This window comes from Streptomonospora mangrovi (genome assembly GCF_027604915.1).
GTDB lineage: Bacteria > Actinomycetota > Actinomycetes > Streptosporangiales > Streptosporangiaceae > Streptomonospora > Streptomonospora mangrovi.
On sequence record NZ_JAJAQC010000031.1, the window covers coordinates 64,160 to 88,618 of the forward strand.

Consider the following 24,459-nt stretch of genomic DNA (forward strand, 5'->3'; position numbering starts at 1 on the left):
CCTCCTGCGCGCCGCTGGGCCGTGCCCTGACTCTAACGGGCGCCCGGCCGCGCTCGGCACCCGGTGACCAGCGGTGGAACCGGGCGCCGCGCGGGCGGGACGCCGCCGCTCCTCGGCGCCCGCCCGCGCGCCCCCGCCGGCCCGCTGAAGCGGCGGTGACACGCCGGGAGCGCCTCGGCGCACAGCATGTGAACCGGGCGACGAACGGGAACAACCACCATCAGGACGGCCGTTCAGTCCACGGGTACCCAAGACCAGCAAACCGGGCACACCGGAAACAGCAGCCCGTCCGGGCGCGGCGGCAGCGCGGCGCCGCCCGGACACCGCCGCCGAGCCGGGTGGCCGCTCGACCCAGGGAGGCCGACATGGTGCTGCGCGCCGCCCGCGCCCGCAGGATCGCCACGGCCACCGCGTTCGGCGGTGGCGGGATCACCCTGCTGGGGGCCACCACGGTGGGGCTGCTCTACCTCCAGGCGCGCATGGCCGTGCACGCCATCGGCTTCACCAAGTGGCAGCCGCCCAAGGCCGACGGCGTCTACGGCCAGGGCACCGGCACCCCGCTGCTGTTCGCCATGATGGGCGACTCCACGGCCGCCGGGTTCGCCGTGGCCGACGCCCTGGAGACCCCCGGCAGCATGCTGGCCTCGGGCATCGCGGCGGTGGCCGACCGCCCGGTGCGGCTGCGCCGGGTGGCCAAGGTCGGCGCCACCTCCGCCGACCTGCACGAGCAGGTCGAGAAGCTGCGCCGGCGCAAGCGCGCCCCCGACCTCGCGGTCGTCTTCATCGGCGCCAACGACGTCATCCGCCGCATGCGCCCGGCCGACTCCGTGCGCCACCTCCAGGAGGTCGTGCGCGAACTGGTGGGCATGGGCACGGCGGTGGTGGTGGGCACCTGCCCCGACCTCGGCACGGTGCAGCCCATCGGCCAGCCGCTGCGCTACATCGCCCGCCGGGCCTCGCGCCAGCTCGCCGCCGCCCAGACCATCGGCGTGATCGAGGCGGGCGGGCGCACGGTGTCGCTGGGCAACCTGCTGGCCGAGGACTTCCTGGCCCGCCCCGACGAGATGTTCGGCCCCGACCGCTTCCACCCATCGGCGCGGGGCTACGCCCACGCGGCGGCGGCCGTGCTGCCCTCGGCGTGCGCCGCGCTGGGCCTGCTGCCCGACCTCGCCGACCGGCTCGAACCCGCCCCCGACGAGGACGTCCTGCCCGTGCACCGGGCGGCCGTGGCCGCCGCCGAGTCCGGCGGCAGCGAGGTCAGCCGCGCCCGGGTGGCCGGGCGCGAACGCGGCCCCCGGGGCCGCTGGGCCACCCTCATGCGCCGCCGGCCCCGCACCGAGGAGGTCGCCACCACCCCGCCGGTGGCGGTCGAGGACGACGACACCGCCGAACACGAGGTCACCGGGTCCTCCGCCGCCGGCTGAGCCCGCCGCCCGCCACCGCCCCGGCCCGCAGCGCGGCGCCGGGGCGGTGCGCGTCGGTGCGCGTCGGTGCGGCTCGGGCACCGGGGCGGCGCGACACGGTACCTCGGCACCCCACGCGGCGGCCGGCTCGGTTAACCTTCCTGTAACACCGACAGACCTACTGGTCGGTCACATCGTGTTCCGCTGAGAAAGGCCGCGCACATGCCCGAAGCCGTCATCGTCGCGACCGCGCGTTCTCCCATCGGGCGCGCCTTCAAGGGCTCCTTGAAGGACATCCGGCCCGACGACCTCGCCGCGCAGGTCATCACCGCCGCGCTCGCCAAGGTGCCCCAGCTCGACCCCAAGGACGTCGAGGACCTGCTCCTGGGCTGCGGGCTGCCCGGCGGCGAGCAGGGGCACAACCTGGCCCGCGTCATCGCCGTGCAACTGGGGCTCGACGGTGTGCCCGGGGCCACCGTCACCCGCTACTGCTCCTCCTCGCTCCAGACCACCCGCATGGCCTACCACGCCATCAAGGCCGGCGAGGGCGACGTGTTCGTCTCCGCCGGCGTCGAGGTGGTCAGCCGGTTCGTCAAGGGCAACAGCGACTCCCTGCCCGACACCAAGAACCCCGTCTTCACCGAGGCCGAGGAGCGCACCGCCAAGCGGGCCGAGGGCGGGGCCCAGCCCTGGCGCGACCCGCGCGAGGACGGCCGGCTGCCCGACGTCTACATCGCCATGGGCCAGACCGCCGAGAACGTCGCGCAACTGCGCGGGGTGTCGCGGCAGCGCCAGGACGAGTTCGGGGTGCGCTCCCAGAACCTCGCCGAGAAGGCGATCGACAACGGGTTCTGGAGCCGCGAGATCGTGCCGATCACGCTGCCCGACGGCACCGTGGTCGACACCGACGACGGCCCCCGGCGCGGCACCTCCTACGAGAAGGTCTCGGAGCTGAAGCCGGTGTTCCGCCCCGACGGCACCGTGACGGCGGGCAACTGCTGCCCGCTCAACGACGGCGCCGCCGCGCTGGTGATCATGAGCGACACCCGGGCGGCCCAGCTCGGCATCACCCCGCTGGCGCGCATCGTCTCCACCGGGGTCAGCGCGCTCTCGCCGGAGATCATGGGCCTGGGGCCGGTCGAGGCGTCGCGGCAGGCGCTGGCCCGCGCCAACATGAGCATCGGCGACATCGACCTGGTCGAGATCAACGAGGCGTTCGCCGCGCAGGTGCTGCCCTCGGCCGACGACCTGGGCATCGACATCGACCGCCAGCTCAACGTCAACGGCGGCGCCATCGCCGTGGGCCACCCCTTCGGTATGACCGGCGCCCGCATCGCCACCACCCTGCTCAACGGCCTGGACTTCCACGACAAGACCTTCGGCCTGGAGACCATGTGCGTGGGCGGCGGCCAGGGCATGGCGGCGGTCTACGAGCGGCTGAGCTGAGGGCGGCCGGCGGGGGCCGACCCGGCCCCCGCCGGGGATGATCGATCATCGCGGCGCGGCCGGCGCCGCTCCTCCCGCGTCCGCGCCGCCGCCGAGGGCGGTGCGGACGCGGGAGCCCCCGCCACGCGGGGCTTCCCGCGCCTTTCGATGGCCTCCGTGCGAACGGTGAGTGACCAAACCGGGACGGACGACCGACAAACCCGGACGTAAAAGCCCGGCTGAGGGTCTTGTCCAAACCGTGATCCTGTTGCAGTGTCGCAGGTAAGTGCCACCCACCTATGGAGGTGCCAATGTCGGTAACCCACTCGCCGGAGACGCACGCGCAACTGATCGCCCGGATCCCGACCGTCACCGGCCGCGAACTCAGCGAGTGGTTCGACACGCTCGAACACGGCCCGGGCCTGTCCCGCTGCCTGGAACGCTCCAACTGGCTGGCCGACGAGTACAACCTCAGCCACGGCTACGCCCAGGCGATCGTCCAGGAGTACGACCGGCGCCGGCGCAACCGTTCGTTCGTACCGAGGCAGCGCCCCTGATGACCGCGACACGCCCGTGAACCGGGTGCCGGCCGCCTCGCGGCCACCCGGCACGACGACGGCGCCCCGCCCGGCTTGGCCGGACGGGGCGCCGTGGTGTCAGCGCACGCGGCGGACCGCCGGGGCGGCCCGCCGAACGCGGGTCACTCGCTGAAGAGCGAGCGGATGATCCAGATCATGCGGATGATCTCGATGTAGAGCCAGACCAGGGTGACGGTCAGGCCGAAGGCCAACTGCCAGGAGAACTTGCGCGGCAGGCCCATGTTGAGGGCGTCCTCGATGCCGCGGAACTCGATCATCAGCATGGCCGCGGCCAGGGTGACCGCGATGAGCGAGATGCCCAGGCCCAGCAGGGAGGGCTCGCGCAGGCCCAGGCCGCCGGGGATGAACAGCGCCGCCACCAGGTTGACCAGCAGCAGCACCAGCAGGCCCAGCGCCGCGGCGGTGACGACCTTGACGAAGGTGTTGGTCACCCGGATGATGCGGAACTTGTAGACGGCCAGCACCGCGCCCGCGGTGATCAGCGTGGCGAACACCGCCTGGGTGACCAGCGAGCCGATGGCCGAGCCCGACGACGCCGCAAGGGAGAGTTCGAGGATGCCGCTGAGGCCGCCGACGAACAGGCCCTCAAGGGCGGCGTAGACCAGGATCAGGGCCGGGTTGGTCGACTGCCGGAAGCTGATGACCAGGCCGAGGATCAGGCCGCCGATGGCGCCGAGGAACGCCAGCCCCATGCCGAGCGGGTTGGGCGACACGGTGATGAGATAGGTCGGCACGGCGGTGAGGATGACCATGCCGAGGGTGATCGCGCTGCGCACCACGACGTCGTCGATGGTCAGGCGGTCGGCGGCCGAGGCCGCGCCGTAGCCGGGCTGACCGTAGGGCGCCTGGCCGTACGGGGCCTGGCCGTATGGGGCCTGGCCGGGCTGGGCGTAGCCCTGCGGGCCGTAGCCGGGCTGGGGGTAGCCGGGCTGGGGGTAGCCGGGCTGGCCGTAGGGCTGCTGGTAGCCCTGCTGGTAGGGCCCGCCCTGGCCGTAGGGGGCCTGGTGCGACTGCCCATAGCCGGCGCGGCCGGACCGCACGGCCCGTTTGAGAACGGGGTTGGAACTCCTAATCTGCATGTCTGCGCAAGCCTTTCCAGGGCGTGACCTGTGTGCCCTCAACGTAACGCACGGCCCCGCCCGCTGGTTCCCCGCGAACGTCACGGGTCGGACTCAGCGGGTGCGGACGGCCCCCGAGGCGTGGTAGGCGAGGACGGTGTGGGGGTTGACAGCGGCCCCGCGCTGTCCGCATCCTCAGACCATGTTCACGCCGCCCCGGTTCCTCCTGGCCACCTTCCGGCCCGAAATCCGTATCGGGGCGCGCCGCGGCACCGCCGCTCTGCTGTGTCGCCGCGGGCGCCTGGGTTCCCCACCCCGCGCCTGACCCCTTCGCGCGCTCCGCGCGCCCGGCGCACCGCCGGCCCCCACCCGGCCACCAGGTGACCGCACCGCGAGTCCTTCTTGTAGCCGCCCCTGGGGACGACCACGGCGACACACCGCCCTTCTCTGATCACCTGGAGTGACCAGCGCCTGGCCGCGCCGCGTGCCCCCGGCACCGGACGCGGCGCTGCGCCCGACCACCACCGCCCCCGACCGGGGCCGGGCCGCACCGTCCTGGCGGCCCCGCCCCGCTCCTCCGCCCGGCCGCCCGCCACTCCTGTCCGCACACCACCGCCACCCACAGCACCCCCCCACAGCGACCGCCACCGCGTCCCGCCGTACTCCACCGCGTCCACGGCGCCCCCACCGCGCCCCCGCCGCGGTGCGGCCGCACGCGCCCGGCGCGGGCGGCGCGCCACGACCACCCGCCACCACGCAGCACGACACGACGCACGACACGACGAAGGAGAGCGCACGCATGACCGTCCTCACCACCCAGGCGACACCGCCCTCCCCCGCCCCCGCGGGCACCCTGCGCGAGGCCCGCTGCGTCGACGACGCCGTCGTCGAGGGCCCCCGCGTCCTGCGGCGGCTGCCCGAGGGCGCCCAAGAGCGCCCCTACACCGCCTTCGAGGTCCGTCCGCTGGGCCGGGTGATCGGCGCCGAGATCCACGGCGTCGACCTGCGCGCGCCCATCAGCGAGGCGCTGCGCGCCGAGATCCACCGCGCGCTGCTGGAGTTCAAAGTCGTCTTCTTCCGCGACCAGCCCATCACGGCCCAGCGCCAGCAGGAGATCGCCCGCATGTGGGGCGAACTGGAGACCAACCCGTTCATCGACCAGGGCGAGGACGCCCACATCGCCCGCTTCGCCAAGGGCGAGATGCCGCCCAGCTACGAGAACGTCTGGCACACCGACGTCACCTGGCGCCAGGCCCCCGCCATGGGCGCGCTGCTGCGGCTGGTGGAGGTCCCGCCGCAGGGCGGCGACACCATGTGGGCCGACATGGGCGCCGCCTACGACAACCTGCCGGAGGCGGTCAAGGAGCGAATCGACGGCGCGGTCGCCGAGCACGACGTGATCCCCGGGTTCGCCCGGTTCCTCAGCCGCGAGAAGCTGCTGGAGTGGCAGGACCGGTTCCCGCCGGTGCACCACCCGGTCGTGCGCACCCACCCCGAGACCGGCCGCAAGACCCTGTTCGTCAACGTCTCCTTCACCACCCGCATCCTGGGCATGGAGCCCGAGGAGAGCGACCGGCTGCTGCGCTTCCTGTTCCAGCAGGCGCACGTGCCCGAGTACCAGGTGCGGTTCCAGTGGCGCAAGGACTCCCTGGCGTTCTGGGACAACCGCGCCACCCAGCACTACGCGGTGAACGACTACTACCCGCACGCGCGCGTGGCCGAGCGCGTGGCGATCGTGGGCGACCGGCCGTTCTAGCGTCCACCGGCCCGGGCGCGGCGCGCGCCGCGCCCGGGCCGCCGGCTCGGCCGGCTCGGCACGGGCCGAGTCGGCTCGGGCGGCTCAGCCCCGGCTGACCAGCGAGCGCGCGAAGAACGCCACGTTGGCCGGCCGCTCGGCGAGGCGGCGCATGAAGTAGCCGTACCACTCGTCGCCGTAGGGCACGTAGACCCGCATGCGCCGGCCCTCGGCGGCGAGCCGCCGCTGCTCGCGGTCGCGCACCCCGTAGAGCATCTGGTGCTCGTAGTCGGCGGGGCCCCGGCCGGCGTCCTCGGCGAGCCGCCCGGCGATCGCGATGAGCCGGGGGTCGTGCGAGGCCACCATGGGGTAGCCCGCGCCGCGCATCAGGATCCGCAGGCAGCGCACGTAGGAGCGGTCGACCTCGGCGCGGTCGCGGTAGGCCACCGACTCCGGCTCGTCGTAGGCGCCCTTGCACAGCCGCACCCGCGATCCCGCGCCGCTGAGGTCGCGGCAGTCGGCCTCGGTGCGGCGCAGGTAGGACTGGAGCACCGCGCCGGTGTCGGGGAAGTCCGCCCGCAGCGCGGCCAGGACCCCCAGGGTGGCGTCCACCGCCGTGTGGTCCTCCATGTCCAGGGTCACGGTGGTGCCCGCCTCGGCGGCGGCCGCGCAGATGCGGCGGGCGTTGTCCAGGGCGATCTTGTCGCCGTCGCGCGGCAGCAGCCGGCCCACCGCCGACAGCTTGACCGACACCTCGGCGCGGGCGGCCAGGCCGGTGCGGGCGAGTTCTGCCAGCAGCCGGGTGTAGGCGTCGACGGTGGCGCGGGCCTGCGCGGCGTCGGTGACGTCCTCGCCGAGGTGGTCCAGGGTGACCTCGCGGTCGGTGGTCAGCGCCGCCACCGCCCCCAGCGCCTCCTCCAGTGTGGACCCGGCCACGTAGCGGGCCACGACCTCGCGCGTCACCGGCGCGCGCTCCACGACCGCGCGGCAGGCGCGGGAGCGCCCGGCGGCCAGCAGTGCGGTGCGCAGCATGTGCGGTCCCTTCCCTTCGTGCTCGGGGCCGGCCCCGGGCGGGGCCGGCCCGGCGGTGCGGCTCAGCCCTGGTGGGGGTGGCGCGAGGCCGTCGGCGGGACGAACGTCTCCTTGATGGAGCGCGGGCTGGTCCAGCGCGCGAGGTTCTGCGCGCTGCCGGCCTTGTCGTTGGTGCCGCTGGCGCGGGAGCCGCCGAAGGGCTGCTGGCCCACGACCGAGCCCGTGGGCTTGTCGTTGACGTAGAAGTTGCCCGCCGCGAACCGCAGCGCCTCGTGGGCGGCGGCGATGGCGGCGCGGTCGGTGGCGATCACCGCACCGGTCAGCGCGTAGGCCGAGCCGCGGTCCACCACGTCCAGGATCCGCTCGTAGTCGGCGTCGTCGTAGACGTGCACGGCGACGATCGGGCCGAAGTACTCGGTGCGGAAGACGTCGTTGCCGGGGTCGGTGCCCACCACCACGGTGGGGCGCACGAAGTAGCCGGTGGAGTCGTCGCAGGTGCCGCCGGCGATCACGGTGAGCGTGGGGTCGGCGTGGACGCGCTCCAGCACGGCGGCGAGGCGGTCGTAGGAGCGGCGGTCGATGACCGCGCCCAGGAAGTTGGACAGGTCGGTGACGTCGCCCATCGGCAGCGCCTCAACCTCGGCGACGAGGTCGTCGCGCATGCGCTCCCACACCGAGCGGGCGACGAACGCGCGGGAGGCCGCCGAGCACTTCTGGCCCTGGTACTCGAACGCGCCGCGCACGATCGCGGTGCGCACGACGTCGGGGTCGGCGCTGGCGTGGGCGACGATGAAGTCCTTGCCGCCGGTCTCGCCCACGATGCGGGGGTAGGACCGGTAGGTCGCGATGTTCTCCCCCACCGTGCGCCAGAACTGCTGGAACACCCGGGTGGAGCCGGTGAAGTGCACCCCCGCCAGGTCGGGGTCGGCCAGGGCGACCTCCGAGACCGCGATCCCGTCGCCGGTGACCATGTTGATGACGCCCGGCGGCAGGCCGGCCTCCTCCAGCAGGGCCATGAGCAGGTGCGCGGAGAACTGCTGGGTGACGGCGGGCTTCCACACCACGACGTTGCCCATCAGCGCCGGCGCGGTGGGCAGGTTGCCGGCGATGGCGGTGAAGTTGAACGGGGTGACGGCGTAGACGAAGCCCTCCAGCGGCCGCTGCTCCAGGCGGTTCCACTGCCCGGCGGGGCTGTGCGGCTGCTCGGCCATGAGGCGGCGGGCGTAGGCGACGTTGAACCGCCAGAAGTCGATCAGCTCGCAGGCGGCGTCGATCTCGGCCTGGATCGCGGTCTTGGACTGGCCGAGCATGGTGGCGGCGTTGAGGGTCTGCCGCCAGGGGCCGGCCAGCAGGTCGGCGGCGCGCAGCAGCACGGCGGCGCGCTCGTCGAAGGGCATCGCCCGCCAGGCCGGCGCCGCGTCCTTGGCGGCGGCGATCGCCGCGCGGGCGTCGTCCTGGGTGGCGGTGCCCAGGGTGCCCAGGACGTGGGCGTGCTTGTGCGGCTGGACAACGTCCACCCGCGCGCCGCCGCCCATCCGCCGCTCGCCGCCGATCGCCATGGTCAGGTCGACGGGCTCCTTGGCCAAGCGGGTGAGTTCGGCGGTCAACTCGGCCCGCTCGGGGCTTCCGGGCGCGTACGTCAGGACCGGCTCGTTGACCGGCGTGGGGACGTTGGTGACGGCGTCCATGCGACCTCCCGCGAAAGACCTGGTTGAACTGGTCAAACGTAAAAGAGGCCGGCGCGGGCGGGCGTTGTCCGGCGGTCCGACGTTCGCGCCGTCCACTTGGCCGATACGACAAAATGGATCCACCATGGACTCCGCCACGCCGCCGCCCGCCTCCTCCCCCGGTCCGTCCCCCACACCCGCGCCCGAGCACGGCGCGCCGGGAGCCGCGCCACCGCCCGCGCCCGGCGAGCCTGCCGCGCCCGAGCGAAGTGCGGCTCCCGCCGCGCCGCCCGCCGCCGGCCCCGCAGCCGATCCGGCCGCCGGTCCCGACACCGGATCGGGCTCGGGTGTGCCGCTGCGCCGGCTGCTGCTGGCGGTGGGCGACCCGCTGGTCGACGTACTGGCCGCGCCCGGCGGCCTGGACGTGCGGGTGGACACCGTGGTGCTGGCCGACCCCGAGGAGGAGCCCGACGCCTCGCCCGGCGACCTGGTGCTGCTGATCGGCGCGCGCGGGGCGGCGGCCCGCCACCTGGTGCAGGCCGCCGCCCGGCGCGGCGCGGCGGCGGTCGCGGTCAAGGTGGCCGCCGGCGATGCGGCGCCCCCGCCGGGCCGGGGCGCGGCGCCGCCGGTGCGGCGCGGCGGCGACGAGGCCGCGCTGCTGGGCGCGGTCGCCGAGGAGGCGGGCGTGGCGCTGCTGGCGGTGCGGCCGGAGGTCCGCTGGGACCAGTTGCACTCGCTGTGCCGCACCGTGCTGGACGACGCCCGGCTGGCCGCCGACACCGATCTCGGCGAGCCCGGCGGCGACCTGTTCTCCCTCGCCCAGACGATCGCCGCGCTGACCGGCGGCCTGGTCACCGTCGAGGACTCCGCCAGCCGCGTGCTGGCCTACTCCAGCGGCGAGGAGGTGGACGAACTGCGCCGGCTCTCGGTGCTGGGCCGGCGCGGACCCGAGCAGTACCTGGCGCTGCTGCGGGAGTGGGGGGTGTTCTCGCGGCTGCGCGCGGGCGAGGAGGTCGTGCGCGTCGAGGAGCACCCCGAGCTGGGCATCCGGCGCCGGCTGGCGGTGGGCATCCACGCCGGTGCCCAGCCGCTGGGCGCGATCTGGGTGCAGGAGGGCGCCCAGCCGCTCAGCGCCAACGCCGAGGAGGCCCTGCTGGGCGCCGCCCGCATGGCGGCCCTGCACCTGCTGCGGCACCGCACCGAGAGCGCGGTGGGCCTGCGACTGCGCGACGACCTGCTGGCGAGCCTGCTGGAGGGGCGCATCGAGGCGGCGGCGCTGGCCGACACCATCGAGGTCACCCACGAGCGCCCCGCCCTGGTGGTGGCGTTCGCCCCGGCCCCCGGCCCGGCGGGCACGGCGGGTGCGGCGGGTGCGCGGCGGGCGGGGGCCGACCCCGGCGACCCCTCGGGCCGCGAACTGGTCCGGCGCCGACTCGTCGACCTGGTCACCGTGCACACCGCCGCCTACCGGCGCCACTCCCTGGTGACCGCGATCGGCGGCCGGATCTACGTGCTGATGCCCGACCTCGCGCGGGGCTCGCGCGGTGCGGCCGAGGGCGCGGACGCCTCGGCGGAGGGGTCGGTGCTGGCCCTGACCCGCAAGACCGTCGAGGCGGCGCGCGCCACGCTGGGCGTGGCGGTGCAGGGCGCGATGGGGTCGCCGGTGGACTCCCTGGGGCGGGTGGCGGAGTCGCGCGCCGAGGCCGACCGCGTCCTCGACGCCATGGGCCGCGACCTGGCCAAGGACGTCGCCACGATGTCCGACGTGCGCACCCAGGTGCTGATCAGCGAGACCCTGGCCTACCTGCGCGCCTCACCCGCCCTGCGCGACCCCCGGGTCAGCGCCCTGGCCGCCCACGACACCGCGCACAACTCCGACCTGGTGCCCTCGCTGCTGGCCTATCTGGAGGAGTTCGGCGACGTCCGCACCGCCTCGGCCCGCCTGCACGTCCACCCCAACACCCTGCGCTACCGCGTCCGCCGCGCGGAGTCCATCAGCGGCATCGACCTCTCCGACCCCACCCAGCGCCTCTTCACCCACCTGCAACTCCTCCTGGAACGGACGAACCAGTAGCCCGCGCCCGCGCGCTCACCGGTCCAGAGCCTCGAACATGGCCTGCGCGTCGCCGTAGACCGTGCCCGCTCCCGCCTCGATCTGCTCGTCGGCCTCGCGCTCTCCCCGCTGCCAGTCGTCGGTCCAGTACCACCGCTGGTCGGCGGGGGCCGGGGCGTTACGGGGTGAACCGGTTGAGGATCGGGACCAACTGCTCCTCCTCGTAGTCGAGGTGGGCCTCCAACTGGGTGATCAGGTGGTCGACCTCCTCGGCGAGGGTGCCCTTGTCCGGTTCGGCTCCGGCGAGCAAGTCCCGGAGGCGGTCCAGCAGGCGTTCGATGGTCTTGTGCTCGGCGCTGAGCCGGGCGATGGTCTCGGCGGTCTCGGGGTGGGCCTTGGCCACCGCCGGGAACATGCCGTTGTCCTCCATCGTGTGGTGGAAGCCCAGGCTCTGGCACATGGTCAGGCAGTTGACGCGCAACTGGGCGCCCAAGGTGGGGCCCGACCCGCTGATCTCGGTGCGGATCAGGGCGAGTTCGCGGCGCAGGGAGTCGTGCAGGACCACCAGGCCGTCGCCCAGCCGGCGCTCGACCGGGGCGGCGCTCACGGGGTTGAGGGCCACCACGGGGATGGTGCGCCCGGCGGCCTTGGCCTGGTACTCCGCCCATCCGGGGTCGGCCTCGGCGGCGCGGGCGAACACGGCGTCGCGCTCCTCGCCCTCCAGCACCACCGCGTCGGCCTCCAGGGTGAAGACGCCGTTCTCGACGGTGACACGGGGGTTGGCCCGCACGTTGTGGTACCAGGCGGGGTGGCGGGGCGAGCCGCCCGCCGAGGCGATCACGATGGTGCGCTCGCCGTCGGGCAGGTAGCCCAGCGGGACGGTGTGCGGTCGGCCGCTGCGCGCGCCGGTGGTGGTGAGCAGCAGCAGGCGGGCGCCCTCGAACATGCCGCCGACCCGGCCGTGGTTGGCGCGGAACTCGGCGATCACGGCTTGGTTGAAGTCGGTGGGCGCGGAGGTTTCGGTCATAGAGGTCAGTGCTCCCTTTCAGGGTCGAACGTGGCGTTGGTTGGGGTGGGCGCACCGGCGCACAGGGGCGCGGGCACGCCGGGGCACACGTCGGCCCCGCCGCGAGGGCGCGCGGGCGCGCGGCGGCGGATACGGGCTCAGGGCGCACGAAGCGGACGCACGGGGCCGGTGGCGGCGGGCCGTGCGCGGAAGAGGTGCGGAAAAGGAGAGCGCGGCCGACACAGCGGTAGGCGAGGACCGCCGGGACGGGGACGACGTGGGAAGGCGGTGGCTAGACGGCGCCTGTGACGTGACTCACGACATCATCCCCCTCGGGCTCTCGGTGCCGGGGCCGCGCGACCCCCGGGACCGGGGACCGCTCGACACGGCACGCGGACAAGCAAAGCCCATCGGGTGGTACCTGTCAACGCCGCCGGACTGGCCGCAACCGGCCGCGTCCCTCGCCGCCGACCGGCGTCAGCGCGCTAGTCCGGCCGAGGTCTCGGTGTCCCGGCCGCCGGGCAGGTGGGCCAGGACGAGCCCGAGGCCGGCGATCAGCAGGTTCTGGAGTGCGGCGTCCAGGCCGTTCCACTGCTCCGACTGCCACATCAGGAACCACTCGCCGCCCACCGCGATGAACCCGCCGCCGAACAGCGCCACCCACATCAGCCACCCCGCGCTGGACAACTGCCGCGCGGTGGCGGCGCCGCGCCCGGTGGCCAGCGCCCGCGCCCACAGCACGGCGGCGGCCGTCAGCACCAGCGCCGACACCGCCTCCCAGGCGATGATCGCGACGTAGGCGGCGGTGACCAGGGCCGGACTCGTGACGGCGCGCCACATCGTGGTCGGCGAGCCGAACGTGGTGTCCATGGCGAACACGTGCTGGACGAAGGCGTGGTTGGTGGGGTAGTCGGTGACGTTGGTGAACGCCACCAGCGCCATGTACAGGGCGGTGACGGCGGTGAGCACCGCCAGGGCGGCGTTGCGGCCGCCGAGGACGCGCAGGAGGGCCATGGCGGCAGGCTACTGGGCTCGGCGCCGCCCTGCGCGCGCCGGGGAGGGGCGGACGGCGCGGCGGGGGCGCGCCGGCGCGGTGGGGGTGCCCCCGGTCGGACTCGAACCGACACTTGTGACCCTTTTAGGGGGCCTGCCTCTACCATTGGGCTACGAGGGCGGCACCATCATACCGGCGCCGGACGTTTCAGCGGGTTTCGCACCGCTTCGGCCTGTCAACATACGAAACGGCCGGTCCCCGGCGTGGGGACCGACCGTTTTCGCGTTTCGCGTAGCCGCTAGCTCACGCGCCGCAGCAGCCGGCCGTTCTCGACCTGCGGGCCGCTGGCGCTCTCGAACGCCTGGCGCGGGGCGTCCATGTCGGGCAGGGCCGCGTAGTCGCGGCGCAGGAAGAACCCGATCGTCCAGTCCGCCAGCACCCGCACCTTGCGGTTGAAGGTCGGCACCGCGTACAGGTGGTAGGTGCGGTGGGCGTACCACGCCAGCCGCCCGGTCAGCTTGATCCGGCCGAACAGTTGGGCCGCGCCCTTGTGCAGGCCGAGCCCGGCCACCGCGCCCAGGTTCTTGTGCCGGTAGGGCCGCATCGGCGTGCCGCGCAGCGCGGCGATCACGTTGTCGGCCAGCACCGGCGCCTGGCGCACCGCGTTCTGCGCGTTGGGCGGGTAGAAGCCGCCGTTGCCGTCGGGCACCTGGGCGTTGTCGCCGCCCGCGAACGCGTTCTCCACGCCGTTCACGGTCAGGTACTCGCTGGTGTCGACGTGGCCCTTGGGGCCGAGCGGCAGGTCGCCGGCCTGCACGACCGGGCTGGGCTTGACGCCGGCGGTCCACACCAGCGTGCCGGCGTCGAACTCGGTGCCGTCGCTGAGCTTGATGCGCTGGTCGACGGCCGACTCCAGGAAGGTCGACAGCCGGACGTCGATCCCGCGCCGCTTGATCTGGTTGAGCACGCGCTCGCCCACCTCGGGGCCGACCTCGGGCAGGATGCGGTCGGCGGCCTCGACGAGGTAGAAGCGCAGGTCCTCGACCCCGATGGAGGGGTAGATCCGCGTGGCGTCGCGGGCGAGGTCCTCCAGCTCGGCGATCGCCTCGGCGCCGGCGAACCCGCCGCCCACGAAGACGAAGTTGAGCGCCTTGCGGCGGACCTCGGGGTCGTCGGTGGAGTCGGCGATGTTGAGCTGCTCCAGCACGTGGTTGCGCAGGAACGCCGCCTCTTCGACGGTCTTGATGCCGATGCCCCACTCGGCCAGCCCGGGGATGGGCAGGGTGCGGGACACGGCGCCGGCGGCCATGACGATGTAGTCGTAGGAGAGGGCGCGCGGCTCGCCGACCGCGGGCTCGAAGTCGACGCTGCGGTTGGCGTGGTCGATGCGGACGACGCGGCCGGTGAGGACGCGGACGCGGTCGAAGACGTGGCGCAGGGGGACGACGACGTTGCGGGGGGAGATGCTGCCCGCGGCGATCTCGGGGAGGAAGGGCTGGTAGGTCATGTAGGAGTTGGGGTCCACGACCGTGATGCGGGCCTCGCCCGCCCCCAGCTTCTTCTCCAGCCGCTTCGCGGTGTACATGCCGAGGTAGCCGCCGCCGACGATGAGAATGTGCGGGATCTCCGACTCATCGCCGCCACCGTGTACCAGGCGGTAGTTCCTGTGTTCGGTCATCGTGCACCCACCTTTGAATCCCGTTGCCCCAGACCTTGAGCGCCAAGATCGGTAAGTCTCTGGTTGATCGGCACGTTCCCGTCGGCGTTCGGCGGAAAGAATGCCCCTTGCCGTTCGCGAGAGCGGGAGTGGTCGTCTCGCCCTCGCTTGTGCATTCTTTCACAAGCCCCCTGTAACACAAAAGGGAGACCCCCGACAGGTTTAGACCATCCCATGGTGGTTTGAACCGATGTTTTCGCAGGTCAGAGTGCTTGTGAAGGCTTTCACGCAGTCCCGTCCGGGTGACACGTCTCACCCGGCGCGGCTGCGGGGGACCTGCGCGGACGCCGCAACGCCGCAGGCAGCGGCGGGGCCTGTGCGATCGGCCATAGGCGCGGCCGGAGGGACGGCCGGGGGACGGCCGGGAATACCCGGGGGCGCGGCCGGCACCACGGCCGGGGCCGGGCGCCGCACCAGTGCGCGGCGCCCCGGGCGGCGGTGCCTACTCCTCGCCGCCCAGCGACAGCCCCCACGCGATCCCGTCGAGGATGTCCTGCTCGCTGGCCACGAACCCGGCGGCGCCGGTGCGCTCCACCACGCGCGACAGGATCAGCGCGCCCGCGCCGATCACGTCGACCCGGCCCGGGTGCATGACCCCGATCTCGGCGCGCCGCGCGTGCGGGGCCGCCAGCAGTTCGCGGGCGATCCGGTGGGCGTCCTCGGCCGGCACCCACGCGCGGTGGATCCGCTCGGGGTCGTACTCGGGCAGGTCCAGCGCGATCCCGGCGACGGTGGTGGCGGTGCCGGCCACGCACACCACGGTGGCGGCCTCGGTCAGCGGCACCGCCTCGGCGGCGGCGTCCAGCGCGGCGTCGATGTCGGCGACGGCCGCGGCGATCTGCTCGGCCGTGGGCGGGTCGTCGGTGAGGTGGCGCTCGGTCAGGCGCACGCAGCCGATGTCGACGGACCGGGAGGCGCGCACCGCGCCCGCGTCCTGTGGCGCGTTCTCCGGGTCGGCCCAGCCCAGGACGAACTCCGTGGAGCCGCCGCCGATGTCGACCACCAGGAACGGCGGGGTGAACGCGGCCTCGTCCTCGGCGTCGCCGCCGGCCTCCAGTTCGGCGGTGGCGCCGATGAACGACAGCTCCGCCTCCTCCTCGCCGGTGATCACCTCGGGCTCCACGCCGATGATCTCGCGCACGCCCGCGACGAACTCGGCGCGGTTGGCGGCGTCGCGGGTGGCGCTGGTGGCGACCATGCGCACCGACTCCGGCCCCGGCTCGACCCCGCTGTCGCGCATGAGCTTGGCGTACTCGCGCAGCGCGGCGAAGGTGCGCTCCAGCGCCTCGGGGGCGAACTCGCCGGTGCGGTCCACGCCCTGGCCCAGCCGGACGACCTCCATGCGGCGGTCGATGTCGACCAGCCGGACCTCGTCGTCGGCGACCCCCACGACCCCGGCCACCAGCAGCCGGATGGAGTTGGTACCGCAGTCGATGGCGGCGACCGTGGCGGTGCCGCCGTCCCCGGCGTCCTGCTGCCGGTCGTCGTGCTGCTGCGCGCTCACGGTGCGGCTCCCTCGCTGCTGTCGTCCTCAGGGCTCTCGCGGTCGTCTTCGCCGGCGCCCGGTTCGTCGGCCACGCACGGCCCTTCGGCCCACCAGGCGCCCAGTTCGTCCAGCGCCTCGCGGCCGAACGGGTTGGCGCCCGGCCGCGCCAGCTCGTGGGCGACCAGGGCGTGCAGGCACTTCACGCGCTCGGGCATGCCGCCCGCGCTCTGCATGCCCTCGGGCAGCGGCGCCGAGCCGTCGCGGCGGGTCTGCTCGTCGCGTTCGGCGACGTAGTCGCGGTGCGCCCGCTCATAGGCCGCCCGCAGCTCGGGCTCCTCGGCCAGGCGCTCCTGCATGCGGCGCATCAGCCCGCTTGCCTCCAGCGTGCCGATGGCCGAGGCCGCGCGCGGGCAGGTGAGGTAGTAGAGCGTGGGGAACGGGGTGCCGTCCTCCAGGCGGGGTGCGGTGCGCACGACGTCGGGGCGGCCGCAGGGGCAGCGGTGGGCCACGGCGCGCAGGCCGCGCGGCGGACGGCCCAACTGGGCGTGGACCGCGGCGGTGTCGGCGGCGCTGACGTGGGCGCGGGCGGCGGGTTCGGCGGAGTTCATCGCGCTTTCAGCCTAGTCGCCCTCTGCCGCGCGCCGCGCACGCCGGGGGCGCCGGCGGCGGGCGGAGGACGGAGGCGGGTCAGCGGGTCGGGCCGCCGGGTTCGTCGCCGCCCGGCTCCTGGGGGCGGTCGGCCTCCAGCACCGACAGCCACAGCCGGGTGAACCACGGCTCGCCCGAGCCCTCGGTCTCCTGCTCGTCCTGCTCGTCGGCCTCGGAGACCACGACGTAGGCGCGCTCGCCGGGGTACTGGTAGTGCAGGCGGGTGCGGGCGGCGCGCTCGATGAAGGTGGGGTCCTGGAGCTGCTCGCGGCGCTCCTGGAGCTGCTCGACGTTCTGCTGGGCGCGCGCCTGCTCCTCGCGGAGTTCGGCGATGCGCGCCCGCTGGGCGAGGTACTCGCGCAGCGGGTAGGCCAGGCTCAGCGCGATGACGCAGATTACCAGCGCCAGGATCGCGGCGCGGCTGGTCAGGGCGGGGCGGGGCCGGCCGCCGCGCGCGCCGCCGCCCGAACCCGGGGGCCGGGCCGCGCCGCCGGAGCCTCCGGACTTACCGTTGCCGCCGGAAGCGCCGGACTTGGCGGCGCCTCCGGATTTGCCCGACTTCCCGGATTTGCCGGACGTGGCGTTACCGCCGGCGCTCCCGGCCTTCCCGGCACCTCCGGACTTCCCGGCACCTCCGGGCTTCCCCGTGGCCCCGGGCTTGGCGGCGCCGCCGGTGCGGCCCTTGGCCGACGGCTCCGTGGCGTCGCGCCCGCCGCGCGCGGCCGGGGCGGGGTCCCGCCCCGGCCGCGCCGGGCGTTCGGCGGCACCGGAGGCCGGCGGCCGCGCCTTCTTCGGGCGGGGCCGCCGCGGCTGCTCTGGCACCTCGGGCATAAGCGGACAGGCTAGTCCTGCGGGCGGAACCGCGGGAAGGCCGACACGCCGGCGTAGAGGGCGGCGTCGTCCAGTTCCTCCTCGATGCGCAGCAGCTGGTTGTACTTGGCGACGCGCTCGCTGCGGGCCGGGGCGCCGGTCTTGATCTGGCCGGCGTTGGTGGCCACCGCGATGTCGGCGATGGTGGTGTCCTCGGTCTCGCCGGAGCGGTGCGAGATCATCGCGGTGTAGCCGCTGCGCTGGGCCAGCGCGACCGCGTCCAGGGTCTCGGTCAGGGTGCCGATCTGGTTGACCTTGACCAGCAGCGAGTTGGCGGCGCCCTCCTCGATGCCGCGGCGCAGCCGCTCGGGGTTGGTCACGAACAGGTCGTCGCCCACGATCTGGAGCCGCGAGCCCAGCGCGGCGGTGAGCCGCGTCCAGCCGGCCCAGTCCTCCTCGTCGAGGGGGTCCTCGATGGAGACCAGCGGGTAGGAGTCGGCCAGCTCGGTGTAGTAGGCGACCATGTCCTCGGCGCTGCGCGACGTGCCCTCGAAGGTGTAGACGCCCTCGGAGCAGAACTCGGTGGCGGCGACGTCCAGCGCCAGCGCGATGTCGCGGCCGGGGGTGTAGCCGGCCTTCTGGATCGCCTCGATGATGAGGTCGAGGGCGGCGCGGTTGCTGTCGAGGTTGGGCGCGAAGCCGCCCTCGTCGCCCACGCCGGTGGCCAGGCCGTGCCCCTTGAGGACCGACTTCAGCGCCTGGTAGACCTCGGCGCCCCAGCGCACGGCCTCGCGGAAGCTCGCGGCGCCCACGGGGGCGATCATGAACTCCTGGATGTCGACGTTGGTGTCGGCGTGGGCGCCGCCGTTGAGGATGTTCATCATCGGCACCGGCAGCACGTGGGCGTTGGGTCCGCCGATGTAGCGGAACAGCGGCAGCCCGGAGGTCTCGGCGGCGGCGTGGGCCACGGCCAGCGACGCGCCCAGGATGGCGTTGGCGCCGATCTTGGACTTGTCGGGGGTGCCGTCCAGCTCGATGAGGGCGCGGTCGATGAGCCGCTGCTCCTCGGGCGCGAAGCCGATCAGCTCGTCGGCGATCTCGTCGTTGACGGCGGCCACCGCCTTCTCGACGCCCTTGCCGCCGTAGCGGTCGCCGCCGTCGCGCAGCTCGACCGCCTCGAACTGGCCGGTGGACGCCCCGCTGGGGACCGCCGCCCGCGCGGTCGTCCCGTCGTCGAGCAGGACCTCGACCTCGACCGTCGGGTTACCGCGGGAGTCGAGGATCTCCCGCGCCTGCACTGCCTCGATCGACGACAACGTTGCAACTCCTTATGTTCGGGTCCGATCCCGGCCGGAGCGGCGACGCGGAGGGGGCGCGGCAGGCGCCCTCCCGGCGCGCTCCACCCGCGCGCGCTTCGCACCGCCGCGGGCGTGGGCGGTGGGCGCGGACCGCGCGGAGCGGCGCCGCTGCGCCGGTCCGGGCGCGCGGGCGCCCACCAACGCCACCCTAGCGACCCCGGGGGCGCGGGGTCTTCCCCCGGCACCGGAAATTGGTCTAGTCCACAACCGGGCGTCACCGGGGCGGGCGCGGCGGCGCGGCCGACCGGGCATTCCCGGCGCGTCCACCCGCCCGGACCTGCGGTGACGCCCGTACGCCCACGGCGGCGATATTCCCACAATCTCAGTCGGTTTCATTGGCATGCATCCCTACCAAAGAGGTATAAACAGTGGAGTCGCACGACACCCGCATGAGGAAGGCCCGCCCGCTATGCAGACCCTCGTCCTCCTGGGGTTCGTCGGCCTCCTGGCGCAGCTCATCAACGGCAGCCTGGGCATGGGCTACGGCATCACCACCACCACGTCCCTGCTGGTCATGGGCACCACCCCGGCCGTCGCCTCGGCAACCGTCAACCTCTCCCAGGTCGGCTCCCAGATCGCCTCCGGGTTCGCCCACTGGCGGTTCGGCAACGTCGACTGGGCCGTGGTGTGGCGCTACGCGCTGCCGGCCGCGATCGGCGCGTTCGTGGGCGCGCTGCTGCTCAGCCGGCTGTCCACCGAGTCCGCCGCGCCGCTGATGTCGAGCATCCTGGTGGTCCTGGGCGTCTACCTGCTGGCGCGCTTCACCTTCCGGGCGCTGCCGCGCCCCCGCGTCGACCGCCCGCTGCGCAGCCCGTTCCTGGCCCCGGTCGGCCTGCTCGCCGGGTTCCTCAACTCCACGGGCGGCGGCGGCTCGGGCCCGGTGGGCACCTCCGCGCTGCTGGCCAGCGGCCGGCTGGAGCCGCGCAAGGTCATCGGCTCGGTCAGCGTGGCGGAGTCGGCGGTGGTCATCGCCGGCAGCGCGGGGTTCGCCATCGGCCTGGGCATGGAGGGCATCAACCTCCCCTGGGTGGCGGTACTGCTGCTCGGCGGGCTGCTGGCCGCGCCCGTGGCCGCCTGGCTGGCCAGCCACGTTCCGGCGCGCATGCTCGGCTCGGTCGTGGGCGGGCTGATCGTCTTCACCAACGTCCGGGTGCTGATGGACAGCACCGGCCTCACCGGCTCCCCCGCCGCCGTCGCCGCCTGCTACACCGCCGTCGCGCTGGTGTGGGCCGCCGCCGTGGGCTGGTCGCTGCGCGCCCACCTGGCCGAGCGCCGCGACCACCGCGCCGCCGCCTCCGCCGTCGAGCACTTCGCGGCGGCCGAGGCCCGCGACTGACCCCGACCGGCCGCCCCCCTGCCGCCCCAAAACGGGGCAGACGGGTTTCCCCGCGCCCGGAACGGGCAGAAAGCCAACCGGTCGGCCGCGCCCGCGCGGCCGGTCGCCCATCCACCGCCCTCGCACACCCGTCACCCCGCTCACCAGGGCGCCCGCGCCCTGACTGCACGGGCGGGGCACCACCGCAGACGTCCAAGGCGAGGCGGAATGGCCACACCCGCGACCCGCGCAGCCGCCCGGCCCGCGCGGGGCCGCAACCTCGAACTCCTGCTGATCGCCGCCGCGGTCGCCGTCTCGGGGTTCGCCCTGGCCCTGGCCGGGTGGCAGGTGGAGGGCCGGCCGCCCGACCGCCTGGTGCTCTACACCGGCGTCCTGGGCGCGCTGGCGCTGGCCGCCCACGCCGCCCTGCGCACGCTGGCGCCCTGGGCCGACCCGCTCCTGCTGCCGCTGGCCACCGTGCTCAACGGGATCGGCCTCACCGCCATCTGGGCGCTGCACACCGCCAACGGCACCGGACCGGGCGAGGCCGACCGCCAACTGCTGTTCACCGCCGTGGGCGCGGCGGCGCTCGTGGGGGTCCTCGCGCTGGTCCGCCGCCCGCTGTGGCTGCGCCGCTACCCCTACCTCACCGCCGCCGCCGGGCTGGCGCTGATCCTGTCGCCGGTGCTGCCGTTCGTCGGCATCGAGGTGTTCGGGGCGCGCCGCTGGCTGGGGTTCGCCGGCTACACCGTCCAGCCCTCGGAGTTCGCCCGGGTGCTGCTCATCGTGTTCCTGGCCGGCTACCTGGGCCGCAACCGCGAGGTGCTGGCGCTGACCGCCAGCCAGGTGCGGCTGGGCCCGGTGAAGGTCTTCAGCCTGCCGCGCATGCGGGTGCTGGGGCCCATGACCTCGGCGTGGGCCGCAGCCATCCTGATCCTGGTGGCCACCCGCGACCTGGGCACCTCGCTGGTGCTGTTCAGCGTCTTCCTGGCGATGCTCTACGCCGCCACCGGCCGCAAGTCCTGGGTCGGCATCGGCCTGGCCATGTTCCTGGCCGGGGCGTGGGTGGCGTGGCTGGTGTTCTGGCACGTGCGCCAGCGGGTCACCATCTGGATCGACCCGTTCGACCCCGAGGTCTACCGCGAGGTCGGCGGCAGCCGGCAGTTGGTCGAGGGCCTGTTCGCGCTCGCCGACGGCGGGCTGCTGGGCATCGGGTTCGGCACCGGCCGCGCCGCCGGGATCTTCGCGGCCGACAGCGACCTGGTGCTGGTGTCCATCGGCGAGGCATACGGCCTCGTGGGGCTTGCGGCGGTGGTGCTGCTGCTGGCGATGCTGACCCAGCGGGGGTTCGCCGCGGCGCTGGCGGCCCGGGACCCCATCGCCCGGCTCACCGCCGCCGGGTGCGCGTTCCTGCTGGCCTTCCAGACGTTCGTGGTGCTGGGCGGGGTCACCCGGCTGATCCCCCTCACCGGGATGACCACGCCGTTCTTGTCCGCCGGCGGGTCCTCGCTGGTGTCCACCTGGATGATCGTGGCGCTGTGGCTGCGCGTCAGCGACAGCGCCCGCCGGCCCGGCACCGCGCCCGCGCCGGGGGCGGCCGGCGCCGACACCGGCGCCGTGCCGCTGCTCAGCTCCAGTAGCCGCGCCACTGGTCGGGAGTGAGCGCACGCGGGTCGCGGCCGTCGGCGCGCGCCCGCGCCTCGGCCGCGCGCACCCGCGCGTCGAACCGGCGCGCCGCCGAGCGCAGGTCCAGCTCCGGGTCGGCCTCGCGCCGCCGCTCGGCGTCGACCGCGGCGAACAGCGCCCCGCCGGGGCCGCCGTCGTCGCCCACCAGGTCCTCGGGCACGCCGTTGCGCACCGCGCGCTTCTGCAACTCATAGGCCAGCAGCGCGGCCGGCTGGCCGAACGGCACGCCCTCCAGGACGGAGGCGTCGTGCTGGCCCTTGGCCGCGCGCTCGGCCGCCTTGACGGCCTCCCAGTTGGCGCGGACCTCCTCGGTGCCCGACACCTCGCGGCCGGCGAAGACGTGCGGGTGGCGCCGGGTGAGCTTGTCGACGATCGCGTCGGCGACGTCGTCCACGGTGAACCCGTCGGCGCCGCGCTCCTCGGCGATGCGGGCGTGGAAGACCACCTGGAGCAGGACGTCGCCCAGCTCCTCGCGCAGGGTGGCGTAGTCGCCCTCCTCGATGGTCTCCAGGGTCTCGTAGGCCTCCTCGATGAGGTACTTGGCCAGCGACTCGTGGGTCTGGGCGCCGTCCCAGGGGCACTCGCGCCGCAGCGTGTCCATGACCCGCACCAGCTCCAGCAGCCGGTGGCCGCGCGGCGGGCCTCCGGCGGCCGCGCGGTCGGTCGGGCTCGGCTCGCTCATGGCGTGCTCCCTGTGCTCGCTCGGGTGGGGTTACGGGTGGCGGACGTGCGGGTGGCGGACGGGCGGCGGCGCCGCGGTCGGCGCCGGGCCTCAAGAGGGGTCGGCGGGCAGCCAGCCGCCGGCGCGCAGCGCGGCCAGCACCTCGGCCACCGACTCCTCGACCGTGCGGTCCTCGGTGGTGACCACCAGTTCGGCGTCGGCGGGCTCCTCGTAGGGGTCGGAGATCCCGGTGAACTCGGGGATCTCGCCCGCGCGGGCCTTGGCGTAGAGCCCCTTGCGGTCGCGGGCCTCGCACACCTCCAGCGGGGTGGCCACGTGCACCAGGAAGAAGTCGCCGGTCTCCTCGACCATCGCGCGCACCTCGGCGCGGGTGGCGGCGTAGGGCGCGATGGGCGCGCACACGGCCACGCCGCCGTGCCGGGTGATCTCGGCGGCGACGTAGCCGATGCGGCGGATGTTGAGGTCCCGGTCGGCGCGGGAGAACGTCAGCCCCGCCGAGAGCAGGCGGCGCACCACGTCGCCGTCGAGCAGGCTGAGGGTGCGCCCGGAGCGGCGGATGCCCTCGGCCACCCCCCGGGCGATGGTGGACTTGCCCGACCCCGACAGCCCGGTGAAGAACACGGTGAGCCCGCGCTCGGTGCGCGGGGGGCGCAGCCGCGCCAGCTCGGCGGCCACGCGGGCGGGGGTGAACCACGAAGGCAGCGGCCGGCCGCGCGCCAGCAGCTCCTCCACCTCGGCCTCCTCGGGGACGGGGGCGGCGTCGGCGGGGGCGACCTCGTGCGCCGGCCGCCAGTGCCCGGCCGCGGTGTCGTAGGCCCAGGCGGCCGGGCGCACCACGGGGACGGGCCCCCCGGTGCGGGTCTCGCCCTCGGCGGTGCCCGGCGCGCCGGGCACCAGCGCCAGCGTGGCGCCGTAGGCGTGGGCGACGTGGGCGCGCAGCAGGTCGGCGCGCTCGGGCGGCAGCGCGCCCGCCCCCTCGGTCGAGCCGCGCGGCAGCGTGGCCACCACGAACCGCACGGGCGCGGGCAGCAGCGGCTCGGCGGCCAGCACCACCGGCGCGATCCCCGGGCTTTCGAGGGGGGCGTCCACGATCACCAGCACCTCGGCGCGGCCGGAGCCGGCGAGGTCGGCGGCCGCCGCGCGGACCTGGTGGAGTTCGCGGTGGTGCAGCGGGCGGTCGACGACCACGGCCAGCACCGGGATCTCGGCGTCGCCGGCGAGTCCGCGCTGGGCGCGGACCTCCCCCGGCGCCAGGCGCAGCGGGCGCAGGGCGCCGTAGACGGCCGGCTGGAGGAAGCGGACCTCGCCGGCCAGGCGGTGGCCGTGCCCGGCGGTGCCGGCGCCGCCCTCGGCGGGGTCGGGCCCCGACCACCAGCGCTCGCTCACCGCCAGCTCGGCCAGCGGCGCGCCCTCGGGATCGGTGAGGACCAGGCGCTCGGCGTCGGCGAGGTGGTCGGGCACCGGCAGGGTGACCGGCACCGGCCAGGCGGTGCCGTCGGGCAGCCGGCCGTGCTTGGCGACCGAGGCGGCCTCCTCGCGCGTCATGAAGCCGCTCAGCGGGTAGGCCCCGCTCAGGATCAGCTCCAGGTGGGCCAGGCTCACCGGGTCGGGGGCGAACACGGGCGCCGCCGCCCGGCCCCCGCTGCGGTCGCTGTCGTGGCTCAACCCGGCCTCCGTCTCGCTGGTCGGCTGTCTGGCGCGCGCCCGCGCCGCGCGGCACCGCGCGGGTGCCGGCGGGCCGCGCCGCTGGGCGCGCGGGGCCGCGCGGAGCCCGCCGCGCGGGTC

19 protein-coding genes and 1 tRNA gene are annotated in these 24,459 nt (G+C 74.8%); 7 read left to right on the top strand and 13 right to left on the bottom strand.

Annotation, left to right across the window (positions count from 1 at the left end):
- Positions 1 to 365 precede the first annotated feature (365 nt).
- From LG943_RS17950 to LG943_RS17960, 3 genes are all read left to right on the top strand, one after another.
- Positions 366 to 1,424, top strand: a complete 1,059-nt coding sequence (locus LG943_RS17950; RefSeq protein ID WP_408648609.1) for an SGNH/GDSL hydrolase family protein — start codon at positions 366 to 368, stop codon at positions 1,422 to 1,424.
- A gap of 201 nt (positions 1,425 to 1,625) precedes the next feature.
- A complete protein-coding gene (locus tag LG943_RS17955; protein ID WP_270073457.1) occupies positions 1,626 to 2,849 on the top strand; it encodes an acetyl-CoA C-acetyltransferase in 1,224 nt (407 codons plus the stop codon).
- 290 nt (positions 2,850 to 3,139) lie between these two features.
- Positions 3,140 to 3,385 carry a DUF4287 domain-containing protein gene (locus LG943_RS17960; protein ID WP_270073458.1) on the top strand — a complete coding sequence of 82 codons (246 nt, stop codon included), beginning with the start codon at positions 3,140 to 3,142 and terminating at the stop codon, positions 3,383 to 3,385.
- Positions 3,386 to 3,528: 143 nt separating this feature from the next.
- Here the strand turns inward: LG943_RS17960 and LG943_RS17965 are convergent, their stop codons facing one another.
- Complete coding sequence (locus LG943_RS17965; protein WP_270073459.1) at positions 3,529 to 4,506, bottom strand: Bax inhibitor-1/YccA family protein; 978 nt, start codon at positions 4,504 to 4,506, stop codon at positions 3,529 to 3,531.
- A gap of 778 nt (positions 4,507 to 5,284) precedes the next feature.
- Between LG943_RS17965 and LG943_RS17970 the strand changes: the two genes are divergently transcribed.
- Positions 5,285 to 6,241: a TauD/TfdA dioxygenase family protein gene (locus tag LG943_RS17970; protein WP_270073460.1), complete on the top strand. Its 957-nt coding sequence runs from the start codon at positions 5,285 to 5,287 to the stop codon at positions 6,239 to 6,241.
- A gap of 84 nt (positions 6,242 to 6,325) precedes the next feature.
- Here the strand turns inward: LG943_RS17970 and LG943_RS17975 are convergent, their stop codons facing one another.
- Entirely contained in the window at positions 6,326 to 7,252 is a 927-nt protein-coding gene (locus LG943_RS17975) for a proline dehydrogenase family protein (protein ID WP_270073461.1), read from the bottom strand.
- Between the two features lie 62 nt (positions 7,253 to 7,314).
- Positions 7,315 to 8,940 (bottom strand): L-glutamate gamma-semialdehyde dehydrogenase, encoded by a 1,626-nt coding sequence (pruA, locus tag LG943_RS17980; RefSeq protein WP_270073462.1) that lies wholly within the window; start codon positions 8,938 to 8,940, stop codon positions 7,315 to 7,317.
- Positions 8,941 to 9,268: 328 nt separating this feature from the next.
- Between pruA and LG943_RS17985 the strand changes: the two genes are divergently transcribed.
- The gene (locus tag LG943_RS17985; RefSeq protein ID WP_270073478.1) at positions 9,269 to 10,993 is read left to right on the top strand and encodes a PucR family transcriptional regulator; all 1,725 of its coding nucleotides are present in this window, start codon (positions 9,269 to 9,271) and stop codon (positions 10,991 to 10,993) included.
- Positions 10,994 to 11,150: 157 nt separating this feature from the next.
- Here the strand turns inward: LG943_RS17985 and LG943_RS17990 are convergent, their stop codons facing one another.
- From LG943_RS17990 to eno, 8 genes are all read right to left on the bottom strand, one after another.
- Positions 11,151 to 11,999, bottom strand: coding sequence for a nitroreductase/quinone reductase family protein (locus tag LG943_RS17990; RefSeq protein ID WP_270073463.1), 849 nt, complete (start codon positions 11,997 to 11,999; stop codon positions 11,151 to 11,153).
- A gap of 456 nt (positions 12,000 to 12,455) precedes the next feature.
- Entirely contained in the window at positions 12,456 to 12,992 is a 537-nt protein-coding gene (locus LG943_RS17995; protein ID WP_270073464.1) for a DUF2165 domain-containing protein, read from the bottom strand.
- Between the two features lie 86 nt (positions 12,993 to 13,078).
- A tRNA-Leu gene (locus tag LG943_RS18000) sits at positions 13,079 to 13,152 on the bottom strand.
- Positions 13,153 to 13,270: 118 nt separating this feature from the next.
- Positions 13,271 to 14,650, bottom strand: coding sequence for an NAD(P)/FAD-dependent oxidoreductase (locus LG943_RS18005; RefSeq protein ID WP_270073465.1), 1,380 nt, complete (start codon positions 14,648 to 14,650; stop codon positions 13,271 to 13,273).
- 481 nt (positions 14,651 to 15,131) lie between these two features.
- Positions 15,132 to 16,193: a Ppx/GppA phosphatase family protein gene (locus LG943_RS18010; protein WP_270073466.1), complete on the bottom strand. Its 1,062-nt coding sequence runs from the start codon at positions 16,191 to 16,193 to the stop codon at positions 15,132 to 15,134.
- Entirely contained in the window at positions 16,190 to 16,783 is a 594-nt protein-coding gene (locus LG943_RS18015) for a DUF501 domain-containing protein (RefSeq protein ID WP_270073467.1), read from the bottom strand. Before LG943_RS18015 ends, LG943_RS18010 begins: the two co-directional genes overlap by 4 nt.
- A gap of 79 nt (positions 16,784 to 16,862) precedes the next feature.
- Entirely contained in the window at positions 16,863 to 17,654 is a 792-nt protein-coding gene (locus tag LG943_RS18020) for an FtsB family cell division protein (RefSeq protein ID WP_270073468.1), read from the bottom strand.
- 11 nt (positions 17,655 to 17,665) lie between these two features.
- Positions 17,666 to 18,949, bottom strand: coding sequence for a phosphopyruvate hydratase (eno, locus tag LG943_RS18025; RefSeq protein WP_270073469.1), 1,284 nt, complete (start codon positions 18,947 to 18,949; stop codon positions 17,666 to 17,668).
- Between the two features lie 451 nt (positions 18,950 to 19,400).
- Between eno and LG943_RS18030 the strand changes: the two genes are divergently transcribed.
- Together LG943_RS18030 and LG943_RS18035 are read left to right on the top strand one after the other, a co-directional pair.
- A complete protein-coding gene (locus LG943_RS18030; RefSeq protein ID WP_270073470.1) occupies positions 19,401 to 20,327 on the top strand; it encodes a sulfite exporter TauE/SafE family protein in 927 nt (308 codons plus the stop codon).
- Between the two features lie 207 nt (positions 20,328 to 20,534).
- Positions 20,535 to 21,968 (top strand): FtsW/RodA/SpoVE family cell cycle protein, encoded by a 1,434-nt coding sequence (locus LG943_RS18035; protein ID WP_270073471.1) that lies wholly within the window; start codon positions 20,535 to 20,537, stop codon positions 21,966 to 21,968.
- On the opposite strand, the gene mazG is transcribed toward LG943_RS18035, so the two are convergent.
- Positions 21,934 to 22,674 (bottom strand): nucleoside triphosphate pyrophosphohydrolase, encoded by a 741-nt coding sequence (gene mazG / locus LG943_RS18040; RefSeq protein ID WP_270073472.1) that lies wholly within the window; start codon positions 22,672 to 22,674, stop codon positions 21,934 to 21,936. The genes LG943_RS18035 and mazG overlap by 35 nt on opposite strands.
- 90 nt (positions 22,675 to 22,764) lie before the next feature.
- Positions 22,765 to 24,339, bottom strand: a complete 1,575-nt coding sequence (cysC, locus tag LG943_RS18045) for an adenylyl-sulfate kinase (RefSeq protein ID WP_270073473.1) — start codon at positions 24,337 to 24,339, stop codon at positions 22,765 to 22,767.
- Between the last annotated feature and the right edge of the window lie 120 nt (positions 24,340 to 24,459).

Coding starts and splice junctions, on each gene's coding strand:
- LG943_RS17950 (WP_408648609.1), top strand. CDS start 366: ATGGTGCTGCGCGCCGCCCGCGCCCGCAGGATCGCCACGGCCACCGCG.
- LG943_RS17955 (WP_270073457.1), top strand. CDS start 1,626: ATGCCCGAAGCCGTCATCGTCGCGACCGCGCGTTCTCCCATCGGGCGC.
- LG943_RS17960 (WP_270073458.1), top strand. CDS start 3,140: ATGTCGGTAACCCACTCGCCGGAGACGCACGCGCAACTGATCGCCCGG.
- LG943_RS17965 (WP_270073459.1), bottom strand. CDS start 4,506: ATGCAGATTAGGAGTTCCAACCCCGTTCTCAAACGGGCCGTGCGGTCC.
- LG943_RS17970 (WP_270073460.1), top strand. CDS start 5,285: ATGACCGTCCTCACCACCCAGGCGACACCGCCCTCCCCCGCCCCCGCG.
- LG943_RS17975 (WP_270073461.1), bottom strand. CDS start 7,252: ATGCTGCGCACCGCACTGCTGGCCGCCGGGCGCTCCCGCGCCTGCCGC.
- pruA (WP_270073462.1), bottom strand. CDS start 8,940: ATGGACGCCGTCACCAACGTCCCCACGCCGGTCAACGAGCCGGTCCTG.
- LG943_RS17990 (WP_270073463.1), bottom strand. CDS start 11,999: ATGACCGAAACCTCCGCGCCCACCGACTTCAACCAAGCCGTGATCGCC.
- LG943_RS17995 (WP_270073464.1), bottom strand. CDS start 12,992: ATGGCCCTCCTGCGCGTCCTCGGCGGCCGCAACGCCGCCCTGGCGGTG.
- LG943_RS18005 (WP_270073465.1), bottom strand. CDS start 14,650: ATGACCGAACACAGGAACTACCGCCTGGTACACGGTGGCGGCGATGAG.
- LG943_RS18015 (WP_270073467.1), bottom strand. CDS start 16,783: ATGAACTCCGCCGAACCCGCCGCCCGCGCCCACGTCAGCGCCGCCGAC.
- LG943_RS18020 (WP_270073468.1), bottom strand. CDS start 17,654: ATGCCCGAGGTGCCAGAGCAGCCGCGGCGGCCCCGCCCGAAGAAGGCG.
- LG943_RS18030 (WP_270073470.1), top strand. CDS start 19,401: ATGCAGACCCTCGTCCTCCTGGGGTTCGTCGGCCTCCTGGCGCAGCTC.
- LG943_RS18035 (WP_270073471.1), top strand. CDS start 20,535: ATGGCCACACCCGCGACCCGCGCAGCCGCCCGGCCCGCGCGGGGCCGC.
- mazG (WP_270073472.1), bottom strand. CDS start 22,674: ATGAGCGAGCCGAGCCCGACCGACCGCGCGGCCGCCGGAGGCCCGCCG.